Source organism: Burkholderia sp. IMCC1007 (assembly GCF_027257875.1).
In the GTDB taxonomy this organism is placed as follows: Bacteria; Pseudomonadota; Gammaproteobacteria; order Burkholderiales; family Burkholderiaceae; genus Burkholderia.
Window position 1 is genome coordinate 1 of the sequence record NZ_JAPVQY010000053.1, and the last position, 23,013, is coordinate 23,013.

21 protein-coding genes and 2 pseudogenes are annotated in these 23,013 nt (G+C 68.8%); 8 read left to right on the forward strand and 15 right to left on the reverse strand.

The window, feature by feature from the left end:
* The 7 genes and pseudogenes from O1Q03_RS31350 to madL form a co-directional block, all read right to left on the reverse strand.
* Positions 1 to 85, reverse strand: a pseudogene (locus O1Q03_RS31350) (malonate decarboxylase holo-[acyl-carrier-protein] synthase); the annotation flags it as partial.
* The gene (gene mdcE, locus O1Q03_RS31355; RefSeq protein WP_269508244.1) at positions 72 to 779 is read right to left on the reverse strand and encodes a biotin-independent malonate decarboxylase subunit gamma; all 708 of its coding nucleotides are present in this window, start codon (positions 777 to 779) and stop codon (positions 72 to 74) included. The gene mdcE and the pseudogene O1Q03_RS31350, both read right to left, overlap by 14 nt.
* Before the next feature lie 199 nt (positions 780 to 978).
* Positions 979 to 1,917: a biotin-independent malonate decarboxylase subunit beta gene (locus O1Q03_RS31360; RefSeq protein ID WP_269508246.1), complete on the reverse strand. Its 939-nt coding sequence runs from the start codon at positions 1,915 to 1,917 to the stop codon at positions 979 to 981.
* Positions 1,914 to 2,228 (reverse strand): malonate decarboxylase acyl carrier protein, encoded by a 315-nt coding sequence (mdcC, locus tag O1Q03_RS31365; protein ID WP_124829594.1) that lies wholly within the window; start codon positions 2,226 to 2,228, stop codon positions 1,914 to 1,916. The genes O1Q03_RS31360 and mdcC overlap by 4 nt, the downstream gene beginning before the upstream one ends.
* Positions 2,229 to 2,238: 10 nt before the next feature.
* On the reverse strand, positions 2,239 to 3,885 hold the full coding sequence (gene mdcA / locus O1Q03_RS31370) for a malonate decarboxylase subunit alpha (protein WP_269508250.1): 1,647 nt from the start codon (positions 3,883 to 3,885) through the stop codon (positions 2,239 to 2,241).
* Positions 3,886 to 4,049: 164 nt separating this feature from the next.
* A complete protein-coding gene (madM, locus tag O1Q03_RS31375; protein ID WP_269508252.1) occupies positions 4,050 to 4,817 on the reverse strand; it encodes a malonate transporter subunit MadM in 768 nt (255 codons plus the stop codon).
* A gap of 11 nt (positions 4,818 to 4,828) precedes the next feature.
* Positions 4,829 to 5,224 carry a malonate transporter subunit MadL gene (madL, locus tag O1Q03_RS31380; RefSeq protein ID WP_269508253.1) on the reverse strand — a complete coding sequence of 132 codons (396 nt, stop codon included), beginning with the start codon at positions 5,222 to 5,224 and terminating at the stop codon, positions 4,829 to 4,831.
* A gap of 334 nt (positions 5,225 to 5,558) precedes the next feature.
* On the opposite strand from madL, the gene O1Q03_RS31385 reads away from it, so the two are divergent.
* Positions 5,559 to 6,407 (forward strand): LysR substrate-binding domain-containing protein, encoded by an 849-nt coding sequence (locus O1Q03_RS31385; protein WP_269508254.1) that lies wholly within the window; start codon positions 5,559 to 5,561, stop codon positions 6,405 to 6,407.
* Between the two features lie 78 nt (positions 6,408 to 6,485).
* On the opposite strand, the gene O1Q03_RS31390 is transcribed toward O1Q03_RS31385, so the two are convergent.
* Positions 6,486 to 7,403: a 3-hydroxyacyl-CoA dehydrogenase NAD-binding domain-containing protein gene (locus tag O1Q03_RS31390; protein ID WP_269508255.1), complete on the reverse strand. Its 918-nt coding sequence runs from the start codon at positions 7,401 to 7,403 to the stop codon at positions 6,486 to 6,488.
* Between the two features lie 255 nt (positions 7,404 to 7,658).
* On the opposite strand from O1Q03_RS31390, the gene O1Q03_RS31395 reads away from it, so the two are divergent.
* Together O1Q03_RS31395 and O1Q03_RS31400 are read left to right on the forward strand one after the other, a co-directional pair.
* On the forward strand, positions 7,659 to 8,099 hold the full coding sequence (locus O1Q03_RS31395; protein ID WP_269508258.1) for an Hsp20/alpha crystallin family protein: 441 nt from the start codon (positions 7,659 to 7,661) through the stop codon (positions 8,097 to 8,099).
* A 16-nt stretch (positions 8,100 to 8,115) separates the two neighbouring features.
* The gene (locus O1Q03_RS31400) at positions 8,116 to 8,535 is read left to right on the forward strand and encodes an Hsp20/alpha crystallin family protein (protein WP_269508260.1); all 420 of its coding nucleotides are present in this window, start codon (positions 8,116 to 8,118) and stop codon (positions 8,533 to 8,535) included.
* A gap of 118 nt (positions 8,536 to 8,653) precedes the next feature.
* Here O1Q03_RS31400 and O1Q03_RS31405 read toward each other — a convergent pair whose 3' ends face one another.
* On the reverse strand, positions 8,654 to 8,956 hold the full coding sequence (locus O1Q03_RS31405; RefSeq protein WP_269508262.1) for a TFIIB-type zinc ribbon-containing protein: 303 nt from the start codon (positions 8,954 to 8,956) through the stop codon (positions 8,654 to 8,656).
* 79 nt (positions 8,957 to 9,035) lie between these two features.
* On the reverse strand, positions 9,036 to 9,791 hold the full coding sequence (locus O1Q03_RS31410) for a TerC family protein (protein WP_269508263.1): 756 nt from the start codon (positions 9,789 to 9,791) through the stop codon (positions 9,036 to 9,038).
* Positions 9,792 to 9,900: 109 nt separating this feature from the next.
* On the opposite strand from O1Q03_RS31410, the gene O1Q03_RS31415 reads away from it, so the two are divergent.
* Together O1Q03_RS31415 and O1Q03_RS31420 are read left to right on the forward strand one after the other, a co-directional pair.
* Positions 9,901 to 10,791, forward strand: coding sequence for a LysR family transcriptional regulator (locus O1Q03_RS31415; RefSeq protein ID WP_269508265.1), 891 nt, complete (start codon positions 9,901 to 9,903; stop codon positions 10,789 to 10,791).
* A gap of 160 nt (positions 10,792 to 10,951) precedes the next feature.
* Positions 10,952 to 12,148: pseudogene (locus tag O1Q03_RS31420) on the forward strand (DUF2242 domain-containing protein); the annotation flags it as partial.
* A gap of 499 nt (positions 12,149 to 12,647) precedes the next feature.
* Here the strand turns inward: O1Q03_RS31420 and O1Q03_RS31425 are convergent.
* Positions 12,648 to 13,568: a pyridoxal-phosphate dependent enzyme gene (locus tag O1Q03_RS31425; protein WP_269508269.1), complete on the reverse strand. Its 921-nt coding sequence runs from the start codon at positions 13,566 to 13,568 to the stop codon at positions 12,648 to 12,650.
* A 168-nt stretch (positions 13,569 to 13,736) separates the two neighbouring features.
* Between O1Q03_RS31425 and O1Q03_RS31430 the strand changes: the two genes are divergently transcribed.
* Entirely contained in the window at positions 13,737 to 14,648 is a 912-nt protein-coding gene (locus tag O1Q03_RS31430; protein ID WP_269508270.1) for a LysR family transcriptional regulator, read from the forward strand.
* Between the two features lie 894 nt (positions 14,649 to 15,542).
* Complete coding sequence (locus tag O1Q03_RS31435; protein WP_269508271.1) at positions 15,543 to 16,748, forward strand: MFS transporter; 1,206 nt, start codon at positions 15,543 to 15,545, stop codon at positions 16,746 to 16,748.
* 259 nt (positions 16,749 to 17,007) lie between these two features.
* Here O1Q03_RS31435 and O1Q03_RS31440 read toward each other — a convergent pair whose 3' ends face one another.
* From O1Q03_RS31440 to O1Q03_RS31450, 3 genes are read right to left on the reverse strand one after another with little or no spacing between them, the layout of a single operon-like run.
* Positions 17,008 to 18,030, reverse strand: a complete 1,023-nt coding sequence (locus tag O1Q03_RS31440; RefSeq protein WP_269508272.1) for a histone deacetylase family protein — start codon at positions 18,028 to 18,030, stop codon at positions 17,008 to 17,010.
* A 25-nt stretch (positions 18,031 to 18,055) separates the two neighbouring features.
* Complete coding sequence (locus tag O1Q03_RS31445) at positions 18,056 to 19,333, reverse strand: Zn-dependent hydrolase (protein WP_269508273.1); 1,278 nt, start codon at positions 19,331 to 19,333, stop codon at positions 18,056 to 18,058.
* Between the two features lie 30 nt (positions 19,334 to 19,363).
* Positions 19,364 to 20,674, reverse strand: coding sequence for an MFS transporter (locus tag O1Q03_RS31450; protein WP_269508274.1), 1,311 nt, complete (start codon positions 20,672 to 20,674; stop codon positions 19,364 to 19,366).
* Between the two features lie 190 nt (positions 20,675 to 20,864).
* Between O1Q03_RS31450 and O1Q03_RS31455 the strand changes: the two genes are divergently transcribed.
* Positions 20,865 to 21,833 (forward strand): LysR family transcriptional regulator, encoded by a 969-nt coding sequence (locus O1Q03_RS31455; RefSeq protein ID WP_269508276.1) that lies wholly within the window; start codon positions 20,865 to 20,867, stop codon positions 21,831 to 21,833.
* Positions 21,834 to 21,889: 56 nt separating this feature from the next.
* Here O1Q03_RS31455 and O1Q03_RS31460 read toward each other — a convergent pair whose 3' ends face one another.
* Positions 21,890 to 22,960 (reverse strand): porin, encoded by a 1,071-nt coding sequence (locus O1Q03_RS31460; protein WP_269508277.1) that lies wholly within the window; start codon positions 22,958 to 22,960, stop codon positions 21,890 to 21,892.
* Positions 22,961 to 23,013: the final 53 nt, after the last annotated feature.

Below are 23,013 nucleotides of genomic sequence, written 5' to 3' on the forward strand. Positions count from 1 at the left end.
GGTCGCGGGCGCCCGCGTCGCGCCACCCGCGCGTCGTCAGCGTGACGAGCGTGTGGCGGCGCAGCGGTGTGTCAGCGTGCGGCACGCGCAAGCGCCTCGACGCGCTTCGCGACGTCGGCCGCGACCGGCCGGCCGCGCGCCGCACGGCCATCGACGCGCTCGGCCGGCTTGCCGAGCCATTCGCCGACCTGCGCGCCGAGCGAGCGGGCCGGATCGAGCACGGCATCGACGGCGCCCATCTTCACGAGGTTGTCGAGCCCCGGCGCAAACACCGGCGTCGAGCGCGCCATCTCCTTCAGCACGTCGATCGGCAGCTTCGTCACGCGCGACATCGACGGCAGGTCCATCACTGCCGGCTCGGCGCCCGGCACCGCGAGCAGCGTGCGCGTCGCGAGCGCGGTCGCGATGAATGCGCCCGCGGCCGTATGGCCGTACAGCAGGCCGACCGTGCGGTGCCCGGCGAGCTCCGCGTGCATCAGGCATTTCGCGAGATGCGACAGGCATTCGTTCAGCCCGAGCAGTTCGTCGCGCTTGCTCATCCGCTGGCTGTCGCTGTCGACCAGCACGAGAATCGGCGTATCGCCGCCGCGCTCGATCGTGTCGAGCACGTGCGACGCGAGCGTCACGGCTTCGTCGATGCCGAACGGCAAGCGGTCGGCTACGCCGATCACGTCGACGCGCGTGCCGGCCAGCTCCGCGTGGCCCGCGAGCAACCCGCCCGTTCGCGCGATCGAATGGCCTTTGGGGAACAGCGAGGTCAGTACTTCATCGAGCGTCATGCCGCCTCCCGCCGGGCCGCCCCGAGGGGCGTAGCGGGGAATTCGCGGAGCATCGCTCCGCGCCCGCGCAGCCGGCCGGCTTTGCAAAGCAGGCCGTGGACGGCAGGCGCCCCCTCGCGGGGAGCCGTGCATGGGACCGGAGTAAGCGCTGAAGCGCCAACTCCGGTCGACAGCGAACGAAGTGAGCGTGGGGGTCGTTTCATTTCTGCTCCTGTAACTGGTCGGCGAGCTTCGCGAATGCGTCGTCCGGCATGCCGGGAATCGCTTCCGGCTCGTCCGCGCCGAGCGCACGCCACACGTCGAGCGCATCCTTGCATGCGCCGAACCGTTCGACGCGCGCCTCGAGACGCGCCTGCTCCGCGCGCAGCATCGCCGCATCGAACTTCGGCGCACGGCCGAGCAGTTCGAGCGCGGCCGCGCGAAACGCGTCGGGCGTATCGGCCACGTAGCGATCCGCGCCGCCGATCAGCCGGCGATGCTTGCCGCCCATCGTGCGCCAGATCAGCGCGCGGTCCTTCGCGTCGAATTCCTCGACGCCGCGATTGGTCTCGATCACTTCAGGCCCCGACACGCTGATACGCCCCTGCTCCGACACCGCGAGCGCCGAACAGCATGCGGCAAGCAGACCGCCGCCGCCGTAGCAGCCCGCGCGGCCGCCGATCAGCCCGATCACCGGCACGCCGGCCGCGCGCGCTTCGACGAGCGCGCGCATGATCTCGGCGATCGCCAGTTCGCCCGCGTTCGCTTCCTGCAACCGCACCCCGCCCGTATCGAACAGGATCAGCACCGGCGTGCCGAGTTCGCGCGCCGCGCGCAGCAGCCCCGTGAGTTTCGCGCCGTGCACTTCGCCGAACGCGCCGCCCATGAAGCGGCCCTCCTGCGCGGCGACGAACACCGGCTGGCCGTCGAGCCGGCCGTGGCCGACCACCATCCCGTCGTCGAACTGCTGCGGCAGGTCGAACAGCGGCAGGTGCGGGCTCGTCACGCGTTCGCCCGGCCCGAGAAATTCGGTGAAGCTGCCCGCATCGAGCAGCCCGTCGACACGCTGGCGCGCCGACGCTTCGTACCAGCTCGCGCCGCTCGCGACGAACGCCGGGGCATCATGGGCGTCGTGGGTGTCATGAATGTCGGTCATCATGCGTCCCCCTCGATCGCGCGCACGGCCTGCGCGAGCCGCAGCGACACCATGTCGGGCCGCGCGCCGCCGTCGTTGATCGACAGCTTCAGGCCGCCCGGCGTACGCCGTTCGACGAAGTCCGACACGACGGCCTGCCATACCGCGCCGAAACCGACCGCCGCGGTGCGGATGTCGATCTCGCATTCGTTGCCCGGCAGCACGCGCTCGACGAGCACCTCGAGATTGCCGGACGCGACCACGCCGACGAGCGCCGTGGCCAGTTCGCCCTTCGCGCGCTCGCGCGCGGTGAAGCGGTAGTTCAACTGTTCCATGCCCTCTTCCTCACCAGTTGCGGAACCGGGCCGGCGGCGCATACAGGCCGCCCGACCAGTGCACGAGATCCTTGATCGAACGCGCGGCGAGCCAGCGGCGGTCGGCGTCGAGCGGATCGATGCCGAGATCCTCCGGGCGGCGGATCACGCCGCGCTCGCGCAGGCGCTCGACCATCTTCTTGTCGCGGCCACGGCCGATTTCCGTATAGCCAGCCACGCCGCGAATCGCATGCTCGCGCTCGTCCTTGTCGCGGCACATCAAGAGGTTCGCGATCCCCTCCTCGGTGACGATGTGCGTGACGTCGTCGCCGTAGACCATGATCGGCGCGAGATCGAGCTGCAGCTTGTCCGCGAGCTTCAGCGCGTCGAGCTTCTCGACGAACATCGGCACGTTCTTGTCGCCGAACGTCTCGCCGATCTGCACGACGAGCTTGCGGCCGCGCCTGAGCGCCGCCGGCGTGTCGGGGTCGGCTTCCGCGCCGGCCTTCAGCCACGGCTCGCTCGGATGGCGCCGGCCGCGCGCATCGCTGCCCATGTTCGGCGCGCCGCCGAAGCCGGCGATCCGCTCGGCGGTGACCGTCGACGAATGACCGGACAGGTCGATCTGCAGCGTCGAGCCGATGAACATGTCGCATGCATAGAGGCCGGCCGTCTGGCAGAACGCGCGGTTCGAGCGCAACGACCCGTCGGGGCCCGTGAACCACACGTCGGAGCGCGCGCGGATGTAGTCGTCCATCCCGACCTCGGAACCGAAGCAGTGGACCTGCTCGACCCAGCCCGATTCGATCGCGGGAATCAGCGTCGGGTGCGGATTGAGCGCCCAGTGCGTGCAGACCTTGCCCTTCAGCCCGAGCTTCGCGCCGTAGGTCGGCAGCAGCAGCTCGATCGCGGCCGTGTTGAAGCCGATCCCGTGGTTCAGGCGCTTGATCCCGTACGGCTCGTAGATGCCCTTGATCGCGAGCATCGCGGTCAGGATCTGCGTCTCGGTGATCGCGGCCGGGTCGCGCGTGAACAGCGGCTCGACGTAGAACGGCCGGCCGGCCTCGACGACGAAGTGCACGCGATCGCCGGGAATGTCGACGCGCGGCACCTTGTCGACGATGCGGTCGACCTGTGCGATCACGATGCCGTCCTTGAACGCGGTGGCTTCGACGACGGTCGGCGTGTCCTCGGTGTTCGGGCCGGTGTACAGGTTGCCGTCGGCGTCGGCGCTGACCGCGGCGATCAGCGCGACCTGCGGCGTGAGGTCGATGAAGTAGCGCGCGAACAGCTCGAGATACGTGTGCACCGCGCCGAGCGCGATCTTGCCGCCGAACAGCAGCTTCGCGATCCGCTGCGACTGCGGGCCGGAATACGCGAAATCGAGGCGCTTCGCGATCCCGCGCTCGAACACGTCGAGATGCTCGGGCAGCACGACGCCCGACTGCACCATGTGCAAGTCGTGCACCTTCGCGCTGTCGACGTCGGCGAGCGCCGTCGCGAGCAGGTCGGCCTGCTTCTGGTTGTCGCCTTCGAGGCAAACGCGGTCGCCGGGGCGCAGCACCGCTTCGAGCAACGCGACGGCGTCGCGCGCATCGACCCGCTTGCCGCGCGCGAAAGCCGCACCGGCCGCGAGGCGTGCATCGCGCGCCTGCCGCGCGTGATTCCATCCCGTCATGAACAGTTCTCCCGCTTCGATGGTTCAGCGGCATTCTAAGCCTGGTGCCGCCGCCGATTGATGAAGTTGACGAATGCGACTCAGAGGACGCCGCGATGGATGCGGCCCGCTACGGCGCACGCGTGCCGGCCGCACGCGCGGGCCGCCCGAATCGGACGTGACGGCTACGCGCCGACCAGTGCGCGCGTCGTGAAGAACAGCACCGACGGCCCGAGCAGGCAGCCGACGCCGGTATGGAACGTCGCGACCAGCGCGCCGTACGGCACGAGGCGGCGATCGGTCGCGGCGAGCCCGGCACTCACGCCGCTGACGGTACCGGCGAGGCCGCCGAAGATCATCGCGGAGCGCGGCGTCTTCAGGCCCATGAAGTTGGCCGCGACCGGCGTGCCGATCATCACGATGATCGCCTTCACGAGCCCCGTCGCGATGCTGAGCGCGATCACGTCGGAACTCGCGCCGATCGCCGCGCCCGTCACCGGCCCGACGATGTAGGTGACGGCGCCCGCGCCGATGGTCGTCATGCTGACCGCATCGGTGTAGCCGAATGCACGCGCGATGCACGCGCCGACGATGAACGGCAGCACGGTGCCGAGCAGCAGCGACACGACGCCGACGAGCCCCGCCTTGCGCGCCTCGGTGGGCTGCACTTCGAACGCGGTCGCGACGATCGCGAAATCGCGCAGCATCGCGCCGCCCATCAGGCCGATACCGGCGAACAGCTTGACGTCGGCCAGCCCTTTCTCGCCGCCGGTGAAGGCGCCGCCGACGTAGGCGAGCACGAGACCGATCACGATCGCGATCGCGGAGCCGTGCACGCGGCCGAACGTGAGCTTGCGCGACGCGATCGACGACAGCCACATGATCAGGCCGACCAGCGCGAACGACGCGACGAGCCCGTTGTGGGCGACGGTTTTTTCGAGCATCTGCAGCATGGCGGCCTCCGTTATTGTTCTTCGAATTGCGGCACGCCCGCGAAGGCGGTGTCGTCGCGCCCCGTGCGCACGAGTACCGCGATGCAGCATGCGCAGATCGCGGCCGCACCGATCGCAGCGAGCAGCGCGACCGGGCCGCCCTTCAGCGCGGCGACGACGTTCTGGTTGGCGGCCATCGCGACGACGACCGGGATATACATCGCGCCCCAGAAACCGACACCGGCCTCGGTCTCCTTCGGCAGCCAGCCGCGCCGGTGCAGCCACAAACGCAGGCAGATCAGCAGCAGCATCGCGATGCCGACGCCGCCGACGTTGGTCTTCACGCCGATCGCGGTGCCCAGCAGGTCGCCGAGGAACAGCCCGGCCAGATGGCAGAACGCCAGCAGCGCGGTTCCGTAGATGATCATGAGTCGTCTCCAGTCTCTTCGTGACGGACGCCTGACACCTGCAAGAGCCAGCGCCCGCACGCAATCCCGCGCGCGGATGGTCTGTCTCCTGCGGCGGGGCGCCGCGGCCCGGCGGCTCGTCGTGCGAGCGCGTTCTCGGGGTCGATGGAATGATGCGGTTTCGGGCCGGACGCCGGATGGCTTAGACTGACCGATACAGTCGGCGGCGCGACACGGGCGACGCGTCCGATGCGCCCCCCGGTTCGCAGGGGCCGCACTGGCGCGTGATCCGATACTAGCCCCGCACGATCCGGCCATTTATGAAGTTGTCGAAACCGATTCAGTGGATTTAGCAATGCGTCCCTTACCGCCCGAGCTGCTGCGCAGCTTCGTCGCCGTCGCGCAGTCCGGCAGCTTCACCGCCGCGTCCGAGCGCGTGAGCCTGTCGCAGTCGACCGTCAGCCAGCACATCCGCCGCCTCGAGGAGCTGCTCGACCGGCCGCTGTTCGAGCGCGACACGCGCAACGTGCACCTGTCGCAGCACGGCGACGCGCTGTTCCGCTACGCGGTGCGCATCCTCGAGCTGATGGACGAGGCCGTCACGTCGGTATGCGGGCCGCCGCTGTCGGGCAAGGTGCGGCTCGCGATGTCGGAGGATTTCGCGTCCGCGCACCTGACGGCCGCGCTCGCGAGCTTCGTGCAGCGCAATCCGGAAGTCGAGCTCGCGATCTCGACCGGGTTGTCGGGTGACCTGTTCGACGCGCTCGACGAAGGCCGCCACGATCTCGTGTTCGCGAAGCGCGTCGCGGGCAGCCGGCGCGGCCGCGTGATCCGCAGCGAGCCGCTTTACTGGTGCACCGGTCCCGATTCGCGCCTTACCGGCCACGAGGCCGTGCTGCCGCTCGCGATGCACCCGGAGCCGAGCGTGTCGCGCCGCCGCGTGCTCGAGTCGCTCGAGGCGGTCGGCCGGCCTTACCGGATCGCCGTCGTGAGCAGCAGCATCGCGGTGCTGCGCGCGGCCGCGAGCGCGGGGCTCGGCGTCAGCGCGTTCGCCGGCTACGTGATTCCGGCCGGGCTCGCGCGGCTCGACGCGGGGCTGCCCGAACTCGGCGAACTCGAATACGTGATCGACCGGCCGGCGGCCGCATCGCGCTCGACGCTCGCGCTCGAAGCGACGCTGATCGCGGCGGCGGCCGAGCTGTAGCCGCGGCTGTCGCGCGCGTGACCGTAGCGCCCGCAGACGAGCGTTCAGCAATAGTCGCCGCGCAGCGCGGCGACAGGTTCAGGGCAGGAAGCTGCGGCGTCGCGCGTCGATCAGTTCGACGAGCAGCCGGTCGCGCTCGGCAGCGAGTTCCTGCATCGAGCGCTCGCCCTGGATCGCGCGCAGTTCGTCGTTCAGCTTGCGATCGACGTCCGGATCGAACGATGGCGTACCGAGATCGTCCCACCACGTCGTGATCGGCCCCGACAGATGTTCGAGGAAGTGCGCGATCCCGCCCGCGCCGCCGCCGAGGTGATACGTCAGGCACTGCCCCATCAGCCCCCAGCGCAAGCCCGGGCCCCACGCGACTGCCTTGTCCGCATCGGCGACGCTCACCACGCCTTCGCCGACGAGGTGATACACCTCGCGAAACAGCGCGGCCGCGAGCCGGTTCGCGACGTGGCCCGTCATTTCCTTGTTCAGCACGATCGTCTGCTTGCCGAGCGCGTCGTAGAACGCCTTCACGCGCGCGATCACGCCGGCATCCGTCGCATCGCCGCCGACCAGCTCGACGAGCGGAATCAGGTGCGGCGGGTTGAACGGATGCGCGATCAGGCAGCGCTCCGGATGCTTGTCGCATGCGGTCTGGATCTCGGACATCTTCAGGCCCGACGAGCTCGACGCGATCGGGACGTGCGCGGGCAGCACGTCGTCCATCTGACGATACAGCGCGCGCTTCAGGTCGAGCCGCTCGGGGCCGTTTTCCTGTACGAAGTCGACGCCGTCGAGCGCGCGGGAGAGATCGGCGTCGAACGACAGCCGCGCGCAAAGTGCGGCCGCCCGCTCGCCGAGAAACGCGGCGAGCGCGTCGCGCAGCCGCGTGTCCGCCTGCGGCGCGGGATCGGTCGCGACGACGTCGAAGCCCTGCGACAGGTAGAAAGCCGCCCAGCTCGCGCCGATCACGCCGGCCCCGACGATCGCGATGCGTTGAATGTCCATGTGCGTCCCGTCTCCGTGGTCTGTGGATAGCACGACGATTGTCGCATCGATTCCCGTCGATTCGCGTCGTCACACGTTGATGCAGATTGCAATTTCCCTCTTGAAAACCGCTGACGCGGCCTCTAATTACCGGTTACCCGGCAGCGCCCGTCACACGCACTGCCCCCGTTTCGACTCGGCGCAAAGCCGCGTATCGCACTCGCCATCGGCGTCGCGTCGTCGCGTCTTTCGCGTTTCATGTTCCGGAGGAATTCCATGAGCGGCATTTATAACGGCAACGACCTGTTCGACGAATTCGCCCGCCTGCAGCGGCAGATAGCGGGCCTGTTCGGCGAGCTGCCGACCGGTATCCGCGCGGTGCGTCCCGGCGCGTTCCCCGCGCTGAACGTCGGTACTACCGAAGATGCAATCGAGATCGTCGCATTCGCACCCGGCATGAGCGCGGCCGACTTCGACGTCTCGATCGACAAGGAGCTGCTGACGATCAGCGGCGAACGCAAGCCCGCGCCGCGCGACGCCGGCGACGATGTGCGCAGCTATGCGCAGGAACGCTTTCACGGCACGTTCCGCCGCGTCGTCGAACTGCCGCAGAACGCCGATGCCGACAACGTCAGCGCCCGCTACGAAAACGGCTGCCTGCTGATTCGCGTCGGCCGGCGCGAGGCATCGAAGCCGCGTGCGATCACCGTCCAGTAACTTTCAGGAGAACGACATGAATACGAGCCAGACCGTGACCGAACGCCCGGCCGGTGCCACGCAAGCTGCTGCTGCCGCCGCCTCGGACGCCGCGCGCCGGCCCGCGATCGCGCCGGCCGTCGACATCGTCGAGGACAAGCAGCGCGTCACCCTGCGCGCCGACCTGCCCGGCGTGCCGCGCGAAAACCTCGACGTGAAGGTGCACGACAACACGCTGACGATCGAAGCCGACACGCGCATCGACACGCCGGCCGAGCTGCGCGTACGGCATGCCGAAATGCACGCGCCGCGCTATGCACGCACCTTCGTGCTGAGCCCCGATCTCGACACGTCGAGGATCGACGCGAACCTGCGCGACGGCGTGCTCACGCTGACGATTCCGCGTCGCGAAGAAACGCGTCCGCGCCGCATCGACGTGACGGCCGGCAACGCGTAAGCGCCGGCGCACGCCATCGCGCGATGCGCATGCAAAAAGCCCCGCCAGGCGCGCTGCCTGACGGGGCTTTTTACAACATGCGTGCCACGCGCGGCGCGGTGCATGCGCACCGCCGCGATCAATCGAAGTCGAACAGGTCGAACACCGATTTCTTGCGGCGCCGGCCGTCGTGCCGAAAACGATCGTCGTGCGAACGCCCGTCGCGGCCCCAGCCCTCGTCACGCGAGCGCGGTGGCAGCGCATCGTGCCGCATCGGCGCGTCGTCACGACGCGCCGGCGCATCGCCGGTTTCACGCGCAATCAGCTTGTCGAGTTCGCCGCGATCGAGCCACACGCCGCGGCACGTCGGACAGTAATCGATCTCGATCGACCGGCGCTCGGCCATCAGCAGGTCGGGCGTCTTGCAGACCGGACATTTCATCGCGCTTCTCCTTGGGTTGCGAATGCCGCGTCGCGGGCAAGCCTGCCGAGGCCGGCCTCCCGCACGCTGATTCGGTGGCTCAGTGACCTTCGACTCGCGCCGCGCGCTTCGCCTTCGCGCGCCGCGCCAGCATGTTCATGCCCTCGACGAACGCGGAGAACGCCATCGCCGCGTAGATATAGCCCTTCGGCACGTGCGAGCCGAAACCTTCCGCGATCAGCGTCATGCCGATCACGACGAGGAACGACAGCGCGAGCATCACGACGCTCGGGTTGCGGTCGATGAAGCGCGCGAGCGGCTGCGCGGCGAACAGCATCACGCTCACCGCGACGATCACCGCGACGAACATGATCGGGATGTGCTCGGTCATGCCGATCGCGGTCACGATGCTGTCGATCGAGAACACGATATCGAGCATCACGATCTGGCCGATCGCCGCCCACATCGTGAGGCTGACCGCGCCGCCGGACGCGCCGTCCGCGTCGCCGTCGCGCGACACGTGGTGATGGATCTCGGTCGTCGCCTTCCACACGAGGAACAGGCCGCCCGACAGCAGGATCAGGTCGCGCCACGAGAACGCGTGATCGAACAGCGTAAACACGGGCGTGGTGAGGCTCGCGATCCACGCGACGCTGCCGAGCAGCGCGAGGCGCATCACGAGCGCGAGCGCGATGCCGACGCGCTGCGTACGGGCGCGCTGCGCTTCGGGCAGCTTGTTGCTGAGGATCGAGATGAAGATCAGGTTGTCGATGCCGAGCACGACTTCCATCACGACGAGCGTCAGGAGCGCCGCCCAGACGGCGGGATCGGCGGCGAGCGTCAGCAGGGTATCCATGAAAAGGGCCGATACGAAAGTTGGAAAGCCCGATGATAGGGAACCCATGACTTCGTAAAAATCAGAGAAAATGTGACATTTGGTTCGGTTTTTGCGAAATAACGATCCGATGCTGAATTTTCGACATTTGTACTATTTCTGGGTCGTCGTGAAGGAAGGCGGCTTCGCGCGCGCCGCCGAGCGGCTCGACATGGCCGTGCAGACGATCAGCGCGCAGGTGCGAGAGCTCGAGAAATCGCTCGGCCATCAGTTGCTGCGCCCGGCCGGGCGCGGCGTCGCGATGACCGACGCCGGGCAGGCCGCGTATGCGCGCGCGGAAGTCATCTTCGAAATGGGGCGACAGATCCCCGACGAAGTGCGCGCGGCGGCGAGCCAGCCGACCGTGCGGCTCGCGGTCGGCCTTGCGGACGGGATCTCGAAGCTGGCCGCCCATGCGATCCTCGCGCCGGTGCTCGATACGCCCACTCTGCGGCTGCTGTGCCACGAAGGCGAACACGATGCGCTGCTCGCGGAGCTGGCGCTGCACCATCTCGATCTCGTGCTGGCCGGCCAGGGCGCGCCGTCGGGGTCGAATCTGCGTGTGACGAGCGAGCGGCTCGTCGCGTCGCCGGTCGACTGGTACGGGCCCGCGGCGCTCGTCACGCCGGCCGCGCGACAGCGCTTTCCGCAATGCCTTGCTGAATTGCCGGTGCTGCTGCCGACCGCCCATTCGGCGTTGCGCGCGCGTCTGGACTTATGGCTGGAGCGCGAGCGGATCGTCCCGCGCGTGGTCGGGGAATTCGAGGACAGCGCGCTGATGGCCGTATTCGCCGCGCGCGGCCTCGGCGTATTTCCGCTCAGCGAACTCGGGGCGAACGATGCGTCGCTGCTGCGCGGGCTGCGCCGGCTGGGCCGCGCGGGCGACGTGACCGAGGAAATCCACGCGATCCGCTCGCGGCGCGGCGAACACCATCCGCTGGCGTCACGGCTCGTCGCCGCACGGCCCGCGTCGGCCGGCTGAAGCGAGCGCGACATCAAACGAAACTATAATAACGCCCCGGCCATACGAGATTGCTCGTGGAACTGGCCCGCGCGCCGCGCAGGCACCGCCGTTGCGCGATGTGCGCGCCCTGCACCCGCAGCCCACGCACGGCATCTCGCCGAGCCTTTTGAAAGACGCCATGCACAACCGATTTCGCCTGTTTTCCGTTTCGTGCGCGCTCGCGGCCGCGACCGTGCTGGCGGCGTGCTCGTCGCCGCCCAAGCCGATCTACCAGCAGGAACAGTTCGACGCGAGCAGCAGCCCGTACGCGCACACGTTCCGCTCCAAATCCGACGCGGCCTGCGAGGCCGCGCGGCGCGCGCTGCTGAGCCAGGGCTATGTGGTGTCGTCGTCGCGCAACGATGCGGTCGACGGCAGCAAGAATTTCCAGCCGAACAACGACATGCACGTCGTGATCGAGTTTCACGTGGTGTGCGCGGACGCGAACGCGGACGGCTCGTCGAGCATCGCGTACGTGAACGCGGTGCAGGATCGCTACACGCTGAAGAAGTCGAATACGTCGGCGAGCGTGGGGCTCAGCGTGTTCGGCTCGCTGTCGCTGCCGATCGGGTCGAGCGACGATGCGCTCGTGAAGACCGCGAGCGAGACGATTCCGGCCGGCGTGTTCTATGAGCGCTTCTTCAATCTCGTCGAGCATTTCCTGAAGGTCGATCCGGCCCGCCGCGATCGTGCATCCGTGAAGGCGGCCGAGAAGGAGCCGGTCACGCCGCTGCCCGAGCCCGCGCCGACCCCGCAGGGCGAGCCGATGAAGATGACGACGCCGGTCGTGCCGACGCCGCCCGCCGCGCCGGTGCCGCTTTCGGTGCCGGGCGTCGCACCGGCGACGGGGACGCCGGTGGTGCCGGCCGTGCCTGGCGCTGCTTCGGCCGTGGTCGCGCCGGGGGCGATGCGGAGTGCCGTGCCTGGTTCGGTTTCGGCGCCTGGTTCTGCTGCTGCCGCTTCCGCTTCCGCTTCCGCTTCCGCTTCGGCTGCGGCTGCGGCTCCGGCTTCGGCTACGGCTCCGGCTTCGGGGCCTGCTTCGACCTCGGGGCCTGCTTCGACCTCGGGGCCTGCTTCGACCTCGGGACCTGCTTCGACCTCGGGGCCTGTTTCGACCTCGGGGCCTGTTTCGACCTCGGGGCCTGCTTCAACGTCGGGGCCTGTTTCGACCTCGGTGCCTGCTTCGACCTCGGTGCCTGCTTCGCCATCGGTGCCTGCTTCGGCGTCGGTACGTGCTCCGACCCCGCCGACTGCTTCGGCCACGACGCCTGCTCCCGCCTCGGTTGCTGCTCCTGCCTCGGTTGCCGCTCCTGCCTCGGTTCTTGCATCCGCCCCGGTTCCTGCTTCCACCTCGGTCGCTGCTTCGACTTCGATTCCTGCGTCGGCTGCAGTTCGCGCTTCGGCTTCGGTTAGCGCTTCGGCCTCCGCTCCCGCATCAACTTCGGCGCCCGCTTCGTCGCCAGCCGCTACGCCAGCTCCCGCAGCCACCCTGGCATCGACCGCATCTGCGCCGGCGCCTGCGTCCACGACGTCCGCCTCCGCGTCGTCGAACACCGCGCCTGCCGCCGCCGACTCGGCCGCATCGTCGGCGCCGAACGGTACAAGCGTACAGGCCGCCAACTAACGCGCGTTCCGCCACCGTGCACCGCGCCTCTCGGGGCGCGGCGCGATCCCCGTTCTCCGCACCGTCCAACGACCTGACCGATCGCACGTCGGCAGCTCGTCACGTATCGTCGATACGACGCAACTGACGATCGACGTCGACGCGCCGCGCCCGCCCCGCGCGCCCTACGTTCAGTACCTGCCGGAATCTCCGGCAACCCGGCCTTCCCGCGTTACCTCAACGTCGTGTTCAGCGTCTGCAGATACTCGACCGTCGCCGTCACGCCACCGCAGACGATCGCCGCGATATTCGACGCCGATCCGAGCACCGGCACCGACGCGTCGAGCGCAGCCAGCGCCGCGCCGCATGCGGGCTCGACGACGATCCGGTGCTCGTCCAGCAACCGCAGCGACGCGGCCACCGCTTGCGCGTCCGACACGACGACGGGATGAATCGCGTGCCGCGTCGCCCACTCGACCGCCGCATCGCACGGCCGCTTCGCGCCGAGCGACGTTGCGATGCTCGCGATCGCCGGCAACTCGACCGCCTGCCCCTGCGCAACTGAACGCGCATAGCAGTCGGCGCCTTCCGTCTCGACTGCGACGACCGGCACGTCGTGCCAGCCGTTGCGCGCGAGCCCTTCGAGCACGCCGCACAGCAGCCCGCCGCCGCCGACTGCCAGCACGACCGCATCCGGCTTCGGGCCGCTGGCCGCCATCTCGTCGATCATCGTCGCGTGCCCGCGCCACAGCACGGGGTCGTCGAACGGATGCACGAACGCGTCGTGCGGGCCGACGGCCGACAGCGCGAACGCGTTCGCCTCTGCCCAGCTCGCGCCGTGCACGACGACCTCGGCACCCTCCACGCGAATCAGCTCCCGCGCGCGGGCCGACGCGCTTTCCGGCACGACGACGAGCACCGGCACGCCGAGCTCGCGGCCGCAGTACGCGACAGCGATGCCCGCATTGCCGCCCGACGACGACACGAACCGTCGCGCGCCGGCCGCGTGCCGCGCTTCGCAGACGGCGCCAATCCCGCGCAACTTGAACGAACCGGACGGTTGCAATGCGTCCAGCTTGAGCAGGACGTTCGTGCCGAGCCGACGCGACGCGATTTGCGAACGGATATACGGAGTCTGGATATGAAGGGGCATGGTGCGGAACAGGGTGACGGATGACGGAGGGGGCGCGCGCCGACGGTGAGCCACGGCAGCAACGGAAACCATCGTACGGCACGTACACCATGCTTTCCAATACCATCGAATGGCGTTTGCTATGCTCTGTAGGCATATTCTCTCAACTGGAACCGGAGCCCGCGCCGCATGCGCCAGATCGAACTGCGTCACCTGCGTTATTTCGTGGCGGTCGCGCAAGCCGGCAGCGTGATGGCCGGCGCCCGCGCGGCCGGCATCGTCCAGCCGGCGCTGTCGCGTCAGATCCGCGAACTCGAGGAAGCGATCGGCACGCCGCTGCTGATCCGCCGCACGACGGGAGTCACGCTGACAGCGGCCGGCGCGAGCTTCCTGCAGGACGCGACCGCCCTGCTCGCGACGTTGCACGACAGCCGCGAGCGCGCGTTGCGCTGCGCGGCCGGCCAGCTCGGCGAACTGCGGCTCGGCGCACTGCCGAACTGCCTGCCGCTGCCCATCGTCGCCGACGTACTGAAAGCCTTTCGCGACGCATGCCCGGACGTGAAACTGTCGATCGCGCCGATGCTGTCGGCCGAGCAGGCGGCGGCGCTCACGCGCGGCCAGCTCGACGGCGGCATCATGGCATGGCGTCGCGATGAGGCGCCGCACCTGTCCGGCGTGCGGTTGCTGAGCGACCGCTTCGTGCTAGCGATGCCCGCGCCGCCCGGCGCGCGCTTCGATGCGCCGCGCGCGCTGGCCGACGTCGCGCACGAGCCGTTCGTGTGGTTCGACGCGCAACGCTCCGCCGCGCACCACCGGTTCGTGATGGCGCAATGCGAGCGGGCCGGCTTCGCGCCGCGCATCGCGCAGGTCGGCAGCGACATCCCGACGCTGATCGGCCTCGTCGCGGCCGGCATGGGCTGCGCGTTCGTGCCGGAGAGCGCGGCGCCGACGTGTCCGAACACGGTCCGGCTCGTCGCACTCGACGAACTCGCGAGTCGCTTCGACATCGAGTTCGTGTTCGACGGCGCGCCGGCGTCGGCGTCACCGGTCGTCGCGCGGTTCGTCGAAGCCGTGCGTGCAGCGAGCGGTTACGCGGACTGACCAGAGAAACCGCGGGATCGGCAGGCGGAACATCCGAAGCGGTCCGACCGCCGCGTTCGGGGTCGGCGGCGCGCCGGCGTCGGCGTCGGCGTCGGCGTCGCCGGTTGTCGCGCGGTTCGCCGAAGCCGCGCGCGAAGCGAGCGGATACGCGGACTGAGCAGAGAAACCGCAGGATCGGCAGGCGGAACATCCGAAGCGGCCCCACCACCGCGCTCGCCATCGCGACGCCCCCAAACTGCGGCACAAATTGGCGGCAATCCTTTCATATCGATGACGAACCATGCCGCCGCGCCGGTATTTTTAAATTGACACCAAAAACGGGCGTTTAACGACACTTCGAATTGTTAGGGAGCGAAATATACTGCGCGCGCATCCAGCCCTCGTGCCAAAGAGAGGATGCTTTTCCACCCCGGTCACGGTCCCCCTGTGATCGGGGTTTTTTTGCGCTTCGACCACCCCGGCAACGGGTGCGCGACGTCGATGCGGCACGCTTGCGGCACGAAATGACGGTCGCGGGAGCGCGTCGTCCGATCGCTTCGTCGCGGCCGCCGACGGCCACGAACGGCCACCGGCATCGCTCCGGAAACCAGCCGTGCCCCGGCCGTGCACGTCGTCCACGATCGCCCCGCCGCACCCTACAACCTCGCTGCTCCGGCGACGTAATCCATTCGTCGAGCACGGGTCCATTCGCGCGCCCGATCATCGCTCGCATGCCAATCGCCGAAAACCCCGTGCTGCGAGCCGGGCGCCCACATCGGCCGAGTCCGCATTCTTGACATGAAATCAAGATAATTTCGCCCGCATGCGGCTTTTTTCGCAAAAGTAATGCAGGCACACTTCAGCCTGTCCTCAACGGCGCGATGCCGTTGCCCAACGCTTACAGGAGCACTTCGCGTGAACCCCACGACTTCTTCTCCTTCCCGCCCGGGCGGCAGCGCCGCGCTGCCGCTGCTGGCACTCGCCGCCGGCGCGTTCGGCATCGGCACGACCGAGTTCTCGCCGATGGGCCTGCTGCCCGTGATCGCCGACGGCGTGCACGTCTCGATTCCGAAGGCCGGCATGCTGATCAGCGCGTACGCGATCGGCGTGATGGTCGGTGCGCCGCTGATGACGCTGCTGCTCGCGCGCTGGTCGCGTCGCTCGGCGCTGATCGCGCTGATGTCGATCTTCACGATCGGCAACCTGCTGTCGGCCGTGTCGCCCGACTACACGACGCTGCTGCTCGCGCGGCTCGTCACGAGCCTCAACCACGGCGCGTTCTTCGGGCTCGGCTCGGTGGTCGCGGCGAGCCTCGTGCCGCGCGACAAGCAGGCCAGCGCCGTCGCGACGATGTTCATGGGCCTCACGATCGCCAACGTCGGCGGCGTGCCGGCCGCGACCTGGCTCGGCCAGATGATCGGCTGGCGCATGTCGTTCGCGGCAACCGCGGGCCTCGGCGTGATCGCGATCGCCGGCCTGTTCGCCGCGCTGCCGAAGGGCGAAGCCGGCAAAATGCCGAACCTGCGTGCCGAACTGTCGGTGCTGACGCGCCCGGTCGTGCTCGGCGCGCTCGCCACCACGGTGCTCGGCGCCGGCGCGATGTTCACGCTCTATACGTACGTCGCCCCGACGCTCGCACACCTGACGGGCGCGACGCCCGGCTTCGTGACCGCGATGCTCGTGCTGATCGGCGTCGGCTTCTCGATCGGCAACATCGCCGGCGGCCGCCTGGCCGACCGCTCGCTCGACGGCACGCTGGCCGGTTTCCTGCTGCTGCTGATCGCGACGATGGCCGCGTTCCCGCTGCTCGGCCGCACGCATGTCGGCGCCGCCGTCACGCTGCTGGTATGGGGTGTCGCGACGTTCGCGGTGGTCCCGCCGCTGCAGATGCGCGTGATGCGCGCCGCACACGAAGCACCGGGCCTCGCATCGGCCGTGAACATCGGCGCATTCAACCTCGGCAACGCGGTCGGCGCGGCGGCCGGCGGCGCAGCGATCTCGGCCGGCTTCGGCTATGGGGCCGTGCCGCTCGTCGGCGGCCTGATCGCCGCGGCCGGGCTCGCACTCGTCGCACTGCAGGTCGTCCAGCGCCGCCGCGCGCCGGTCGCCGCGAATTCCTGAATTACTGACTGCCGCGCATTCGCGCCCGCAATGCTCGCGGGTCGATCAAACTGGCAGCATTCATTGATACGGCCGCGCAATGCGGCCGTTTTTTTTTCGCTTTCGGCATCCGCCGCATGCGCGACGCACGCGCATTCGGCCGATGGCGTCCATCGTTCGGCCCGCCTTCATCCCTCGGTGCCACGTACCCGCGGATTGTCGGCTCACATGCAGAACTTGAACGCATCGGTACGCGACCCGGCCCCCACCGGCGCTTCAATCAGCGCGCGCCTGCGAACCCGCCGAAGAACGCGCGCGCATTCGCGTCGAGGCTTTCGAGGTGGTAACCGCCCTCCTGCACGATCACCGTCGGCAAGCCGAGTGCGCCGATCGCGCCGCCGAGCCGACCGAAGCCGTCGATCGTCACGGCCACCTGCGATTGCGGATCGTCCTTGTAGATGTCGAAACCGAGCGCGAGCACGAGCGCATCGGGCTGGAACCGCGCGAGCGCGCGCAGCGCGTCGTCGAGCCGCTCGAAGAACGTCGATTCCGGCGCGCCGTGCGGCATCGGCAGGTTCACGTTGAAGCCGTCGCCGGCCCCCGCGCCCGTCTCCTCCTCGTAGCCGGCGACGACCGGGTAGAAATTGGTCGGGTCGCCGTGGATCGACACGTACAGCACGTCGTCGCGGCCGTAGAAGATTTCCTGCACGCCCTGCCCGTGATGCATGTCGGTGTCGAGAATCGCGACGCGCCGATGGCGGCCGAGCAGCGCCTGCGCGGCGATCGCCGCATTGTTCAGGTAGCAGAAGCCGCCCGCCGCATCGCGACGTGCGTGATGGCCGGGCGGCCGGCACAGCGCGTAGGCATCGCGCGCGCCGTCGTTGACGTCCGCCGCGGCCGCGAGCGCGCTTTGCGCCGACCAGTACGCGGCGCGCCACGTGTTCGCGCCGACGGGGCAACTGCCGTCGGCCAGATAGCGCGCGGCTTTCGCGAGCACGCCGCGCAGCGGATTCGGATCGCGCACGAACACGTTCGACATCACTTCGTCGCCCCAGTCGTCCGGCATCCGCTTCCAGTCGCGGTGCGCTTCCTCGAGAAAGCGCAGGTAGTTCATGTCGTGCACGGCCGCGATCGGCGCGGTGCCGCGCTCGGCCGGCTCGCGCACGTCGAAGTCGAGCGAGCGGACGGCCGCGACGAGGCGCGCCGCGCGCTCGGGCACTTCCTGCGGCTCGCGCATCTTGCCGCGCGACAGATAGCTGCGCGGATGGTGCAGCAATTGTTCGGGATGGAAATAGGTTTTCATCGGGAGTCCTCGTCGGTATGCGGCGTCACGCTTCGTGCGCTGCCGTGAGTGTCTTAGCAGCTGCGGGCGTCGCGACGCCCGCACGCGCGAGCACCGCGTCGAGCAGCACGTTCGTGCCGCGCGTCACATCGTCGGGCAATGCGTCCTCGGCCTCGTTGTGCGACAGCCCGTCGACGCACGGGATGAACACCATCGCGGTCGGCACGCAGCGCGCGAGCAGGATCGCGTCGTGACCGGCGCCGCTCACGATGCGCTCGTTCGTGTAGCCGAACGCGTCTGCCGCGCGCGCGACGAGTTCGACGCACGCTGGGTCGAACGGCGTCGCCGGGCTGCGCCAGCAGGTGTCGATCGCGACCTTCACGCCACGCGTGGCGGCCACATGCGCGCACGCGTCGCGCAACGCGCGCTCCATCGCATCGACTTGCGCATCGTCGTGATGACGCAGATCGACGGTGAACGTCACGTCGCCGGCGATCGTGTTGCGCGACGCGTTGCGAATGCCGAGTTGCCCGATCGTCGCGAGCCCGCGCGGCGCGTAGCGGGCGACGATCCGCTCCAGTTCGAGCGCCATCTGCGCACTCGCGAAATACGCGTCCTTCCGATACGGCATCGGCGTCGTGCCCGCATGCGCGGCCACGCCCGTCACCGTCACGTCGAGCCAGCGGATCGCCTGCCCGCCCGTGACGATCCCGATCGTCGTGTCGTTCGCTTCCAGCACCGGCCCCTGTTCGATATGCGCTTCGAAATACGCGTCGACCGCGCCGCCGGGCACGCGCGTGCCGCGATAGCCGCACGCATCGAGCGCGGCACCGAGCGTGACGCCGTCGGCGTCCTGCTTCGCGAGCGCGTCGTCGAGCGGCAGCGCGCCGGTGAAGACCGCCGAACCGAGCATCGCCGGCGCGAAGCGCGCACCCTCCTCGTTGGTCCACGACACGATCTCGATCGGCTTGTCGGTCGCGATACCCGCGTCGTTCAGCGTGCGCACGAGTTCGAGCGCGGCGAGCACGCCGTACACGCCGTCGAAGCGCCCGCCTTCAGGCTGCGTGTCCAGATGGCTGCCGATCAGCACCGGCGCGGCGTGCTGGTCGCGGCCCTCGCGCCGCGCGAACAGGTTGCCGACCGCGTCGGCGCTCACCGTCATCCCCGCGTCGCGGCACCACTGCGCGAACAGGTCACGCCCGCGCCGATCGTCGTCGGTCAGCGCGAGGCGCCGCACGCCGCCGCGCGGCGTCGCGCCGATACGCGCCATGTCGACGAGGCTCTGCCACAGACGGGCGCCGTCGATTTCCAGCAGGTCTTTCATTTGCACTCCGATGAATTCGTTCGTTGAAGGTCAATGCGAGCCGAGCGCTTCGGCGGCAGCCGGCCGGGCCGCGCGACGTGCGTCGAGCGCGACGATGCAGAGCAGCGAGATGCCGGCGAGACCCGTGTAGAACACCGCGAGCGGCCACCACTGGCCCGTGAAGCGATGCGCGAGCCACGTGCCGGCGAGCGGCGTCAGCCCGCCCGCGATCGCGCCGCAGATCTGGTACGCGAGCGAGATCGCCGAATAGCGCACGTGGGCGGGGAACACGTCGCTGACGAAGCCCGCGATCACCGAGTAGAAACCGGACATGCACACGACGGCCAATGCGATGCCCGCGACGAGCGACGCGGACGTACCGCCCTGCACGAGCACGAACATCGGGTACGGCGACAGCATCGCGAGCAACGCGGCGATCTTCAGGAAGCGCGCGCCGCCGATGCGCTCGGCGATCCATGCGGCGATCGGCTGCGCGATGAACTGGATGATCGCGACCGCGAACAGGCTGTCGAGGATCAGCGAGCGCGACACGCCGACGTACTGCGTCGTGTACGCGATCATGAACGTGTTCGTGAAATAAACGCCCGCGATCCCGATCGTGTTCGCGCCGATGCAGAGCAGCACGAGCGCCGACGCGGAGCGGAACACTTCCGCGACCGGCAGCTTCACGGTGCGGTTGGCTTCCTTCACGCGCGCGAATTCCGGCGACTCGTTCACGCCGAGCCGGATCAGGATGCCGACCACCAGCAGCACCGAGCTCGCGAGAAACGGCAAACGCCAGCCCCACGCGAGGAAGTCGGCCTTGTCCATCGACGTGACCGCGCGAAACGCGATCAGCGACAGGATCAGCCCGGCCGGGCTGCCGAGCTGCGCGAACGACGCGAAGAACGTGCGGCGGCCCTGCGGCGCGTGCTCGCCCGCCATCAGCACCGCACCGCCCCATTCGCCGCCCACCGCGATCCCCTGCACGACGCGCAGCGCGACCAGCAGCACCGGCGCGAGCATGCCGACCTTCGAGTAGTCGGGCAGCAGGCCGACGCACACGGTCGCGACGCCCATCATCATCAGCGTCGTCATCAGCGCCTTCTTGCGGCCGATGCGGTCGCCGAGATGGCCGAACACGATGCCGCCGAGCGGGCGCGCGAAAAAGCCGACCGCGAAGGTCGCGAACGACGCCATCGTGCTGACGAAGCGGTCGTGCGACGGGAAATAGAGTTCACCGAACACGAGCGCGGCGGCGGTCGCGTAGATGTAGAAGTCGTACCACTCGATCATCGTGCCGATGAACGCGGCGGTCGCGGCACGCGCCGGCTGGCGGGCCGAAGGAAGGGATTGGGTCATGCTGGCTCCTGGCGCGCGCCGCGCCGCGGCACGCGCAATGTCGTGATGACGGCCGTCTGTCGCAGCCTCGCGCCGCACGCTGCGGCGCCCCTCCTTTATCGGCGACCGCAAATCATTAGTCAAATTTCAAGTTATTATTCGCTGTATAAATTCAACTAATGACTAACTGGATGCCTCGCCCGGAGATCCGATGCGCGCCGACCTCGCCCCCTTCCTGAACGACCGCCTCGACTGGAACCTGCTGCGCACCTATCTGGTGATCATGCAGGAGCGCAGCGTGAGCCGCGCCGCCGCACGCCTGCACGTGACGCAGCCGGCCGTGAGCCAGGCGCTGCGCCGGCTCGAGGAGGCACTCGAGCGCAAGCTGATCGAGCGGCGCGGCGCGCACTTCGCGCCGACGCCGGCCGGCGAAGCCGTGTACCGGATCGCGAGCGATATCTACGGCGGCGTGTCGCGGCTCGAAACCGAGCTCGACGACAGCACGGCCGACCTCACCGGTTCGATCCGCCTGCTGACCGTGAGCCGCATCGAGTCGCCCGTCTATGACGAATTCCTCGCCGACTTCCATCGTGCGTATCCGCGCATCGATCTGCAGATCGAAGTGATGCGCTCGTCGGACATCCTGTCGTCGCTGCTGCAGAAAACGGCCACGGCCGGGCTCGGCCTGTGCCGCACGCCGCACGACAAGCTCGAGATGCGCTGCTTCCTGCGCCAGCGCTACGCGATCTACTGCGGCCGCCATCACCGGCTGTTCGGGCAGACGCAATTGCGGATGGACGATCTGCTCGCGGAGAACTTCGTGTCGTTTACGAGCGACCAGATCGGCGACAGCCTGTCGCCGCTCACCGTGTTCCGCGACCAGAAGGGTTTCACCGGACGCATCGTCGCGTCGTCGCCGAGCCTCGACGAAGTGCGTCGGCTGATCTTCGCGGGCTATGGCATAGGTTGCCTGCCCGAGCACATCGTGCGCGACGACATCGCGCAGCAGCGGCTGTGGCGGCTGCCGCCCGATGACGGGCTCGTCGACGTCGACGTATTCCTGCTGTGGCATCGCGATCGCAAGATGAACGCGGCCGAGCACGCGTTTCTCGATGCGATGGAGCGCTGCATGCAGCGCTACTCGCTCGCCGAACGTTTAGGAATGCACACGCGTTCGTGACCGAACGCGCGAAAGGAAGGACGCGGCGCCCGCGCGGGCCGCCGCGTTCGGCGTGGTCAGAACCGATGCACGATGCCGAGCTGCACGCCGCGTGCGTTCGCGCCCGGATACGCGAGCGGCAAGCCCGGGTTCGCCGCGCCGGCGAGCGTGTAGCCGGCCTGATTGCGGTTGCGCAGGTACGACAGCGCGCCATAGAAGCTCGTGCGCTTCGACAGGTCGTATTCGTACATCAGCCCGACCTGGTCCGCGTTGTCGCCGTGCGAGCGCTGGTCGTGCAGATACGCATAGCCGAGCGCGACGTAATTGGCCGGATTCAGCTGGTACTTGACCGACAGCCCGTATACGCGCGAATCGATCCCGAGATCGTCCCACTTCACGGCCGAGAAGCCGCCGTACACGGTCGCCTTGCCGATCGCATACGATGCGCCGGCCATGATCGTGCGATCGGTCGTGGCGGCCGTCGCACTCTTCAGCCACTGCCCGGCGACGAACGCCGCGAACGGACCATGCTCGTAGGTCACGTCGAACTGCTGGCTGGAGCCTGCCGAGCGCACGCCGCCCGCGTCGCCGAAACCGAAGTACAGCCCGGCCTGGAACCCGGCGATCTCGGGGCTCTGGTACGACAGCGTATTGCTCGTGCGGAACGAGAACACGGTCAGGTTGTCCATGCCGGACGCCTGCGTGACGCCGCCGAACGCATCCTGCCCGCCCTGGTCGTTGAACAGCGGCGAATTCTGGCGGCCCGCGCGCACCTTGCCCCACTGCCCGGCGATGCCGACCCACGCCTGCCGGTTGAACAGGCTGCCCGAGCTCGCGAGTGAACCGTCGTTCGGATTGAAGCCGTTCTCGATCGCGAACTCGATCTTCTGGCCGCCGCCGATGTCTTCCCCGCCCTTCATCCCGAACCGGCTGCCCCACTGGCCGCCCGAGCCGATCGCCGCCGTGTAGCCGTTGCCGGTGTTCACGTACTGCGCGAATTCGTCGATCACGCCGTACAGCGTGACGCCGTCCTGCGCGCAGGCCGCGCCCGAACCGGCGACGCATGCCGTCGCGACTGCGATGCGCAGACCGGCGTGCGCCGGCCGCGCGCGGGAACGAGTTCCTCGTGCGTTCATTTTCTTAGTCATACTATTCAATGGAAGGAGAATGAAACGATGCCGGGCACGGTGGTCTTGCCGTG

Coding starts and splice junctions, on each gene's coding strand:
- mdcE (WP_269508244.1), bottom strand. CDS start 779: ATGACGCTCGATGAAGTACTGACCTCGCTGTTCCCCAAAGGCCATTCG.
- O1Q03_RS31360 (WP_269508246.1), bottom strand. CDS start 1,917: ATGATGACCGACATTCATGACACCCACGACGCCCATGATGCCCCGGCG.
- mdcC (WP_124829594.1), bottom strand. CDS start 2,228: ATGGAACAGTTGAACTACCGCTTCACCGCGCGCGAGCGCGCGAAGGGC.
- mdcA (WP_269508250.1), bottom strand. CDS start 3,885: ATGACGGGATGGAATCACGCGCGGCAGGCGCGCGATGCACGCCTCGCG.
- madM (WP_269508252.1), bottom strand. CDS start 4,817: ATGCTGCAGATGCTCGAAAAAACCGTCGCCCACAACGGGCTCGTCGCG.
- madL (WP_269508253.1), bottom strand. CDS start 5,224: ATGATCATCTACGGAACCGCGCTGCTGGCGTTCTGCCATCTGGCCGGG.
- O1Q03_RS31385 (WP_269508254.1), top strand. CDS start 5,559: ATGCGTCCCTTACCGCCCGAGCTGCTGCGCAGCTTCGTCGCCGTCGCG.
- O1Q03_RS31390 (WP_269508255.1), bottom strand. CDS start 7,403: ATGGACATTCAACGCATCGCGATCGTCGGGGCCGGCGTGATCGGCGCG.
- O1Q03_RS31395 (WP_269508258.1), top strand. CDS start 7,659: ATGAGCGGCATTTATAACGGCAACGACCTGTTCGACGAATTCGCCCGC.
- O1Q03_RS31400 (WP_269508260.1), top strand. CDS start 8,116: ATGAATACGAGCCAGACCGTGACCGAACGCCCGGCCGGTGCCACGCAA.
- O1Q03_RS31405 (WP_269508262.1), bottom strand. CDS start 8,956: ATGAAATGTCCGGTCTGCAAGACGCCCGACCTGCTGATGGCCGAGCGC.
- O1Q03_RS31410 (WP_269508263.1), bottom strand. CDS start 9,791: ATGGATACCCTGCTGACGCTCGCCGCCGATCCCGCCGTCTGGGCGGCG.
- O1Q03_RS31415 (WP_269508265.1), top strand. CDS start 9,901: ATGCTGAATTTTCGACATTTGTACTATTTCTGGGTCGTCGTGAAGGAA.
- O1Q03_RS31425 (WP_269508269.1), bottom strand. CDS start 13,568: ATGCCCCTTCATATCCAGACTCCGTATATCCGTTCGCAAATCGCGTCG.
- O1Q03_RS31430 (WP_269508270.1), top strand. CDS start 13,737: ATGCGCCAGATCGAACTGCGTCACCTGCGTTATTTCGTGGCGGTCGCG.
- O1Q03_RS31440 (WP_269508272.1), bottom strand. CDS start 18,030: ATGAAAACCTATTTCCATCCCGAACAATTGCTGCACCATCCGCGCAGC.
- O1Q03_RS31445 (WP_269508273.1), bottom strand. CDS start 19,333: ATGAAAGACCTGCTGGAAATCGACGGCGCCCGTCTGTGGCAGAGCCTC.
- O1Q03_RS31450 (WP_269508274.1), bottom strand. CDS start 20,674: ATGACCCAATCCCTTCCTTCGGCCCGCCAGCCGGCGCGTGCCGCGACC.
- O1Q03_RS31455 (WP_269508276.1), top strand. CDS start 20,865: ATGCGCGCCGACCTCGCCCCCTTCCTGAACGACCGCCTCGACTGGAAC.
- O1Q03_RS31460 (WP_269508277.1), bottom strand. CDS start 22,960: ATGACTAAGAAAATGAACGCACGAGGAACTCGTTCCCGCGCGCGGCCG.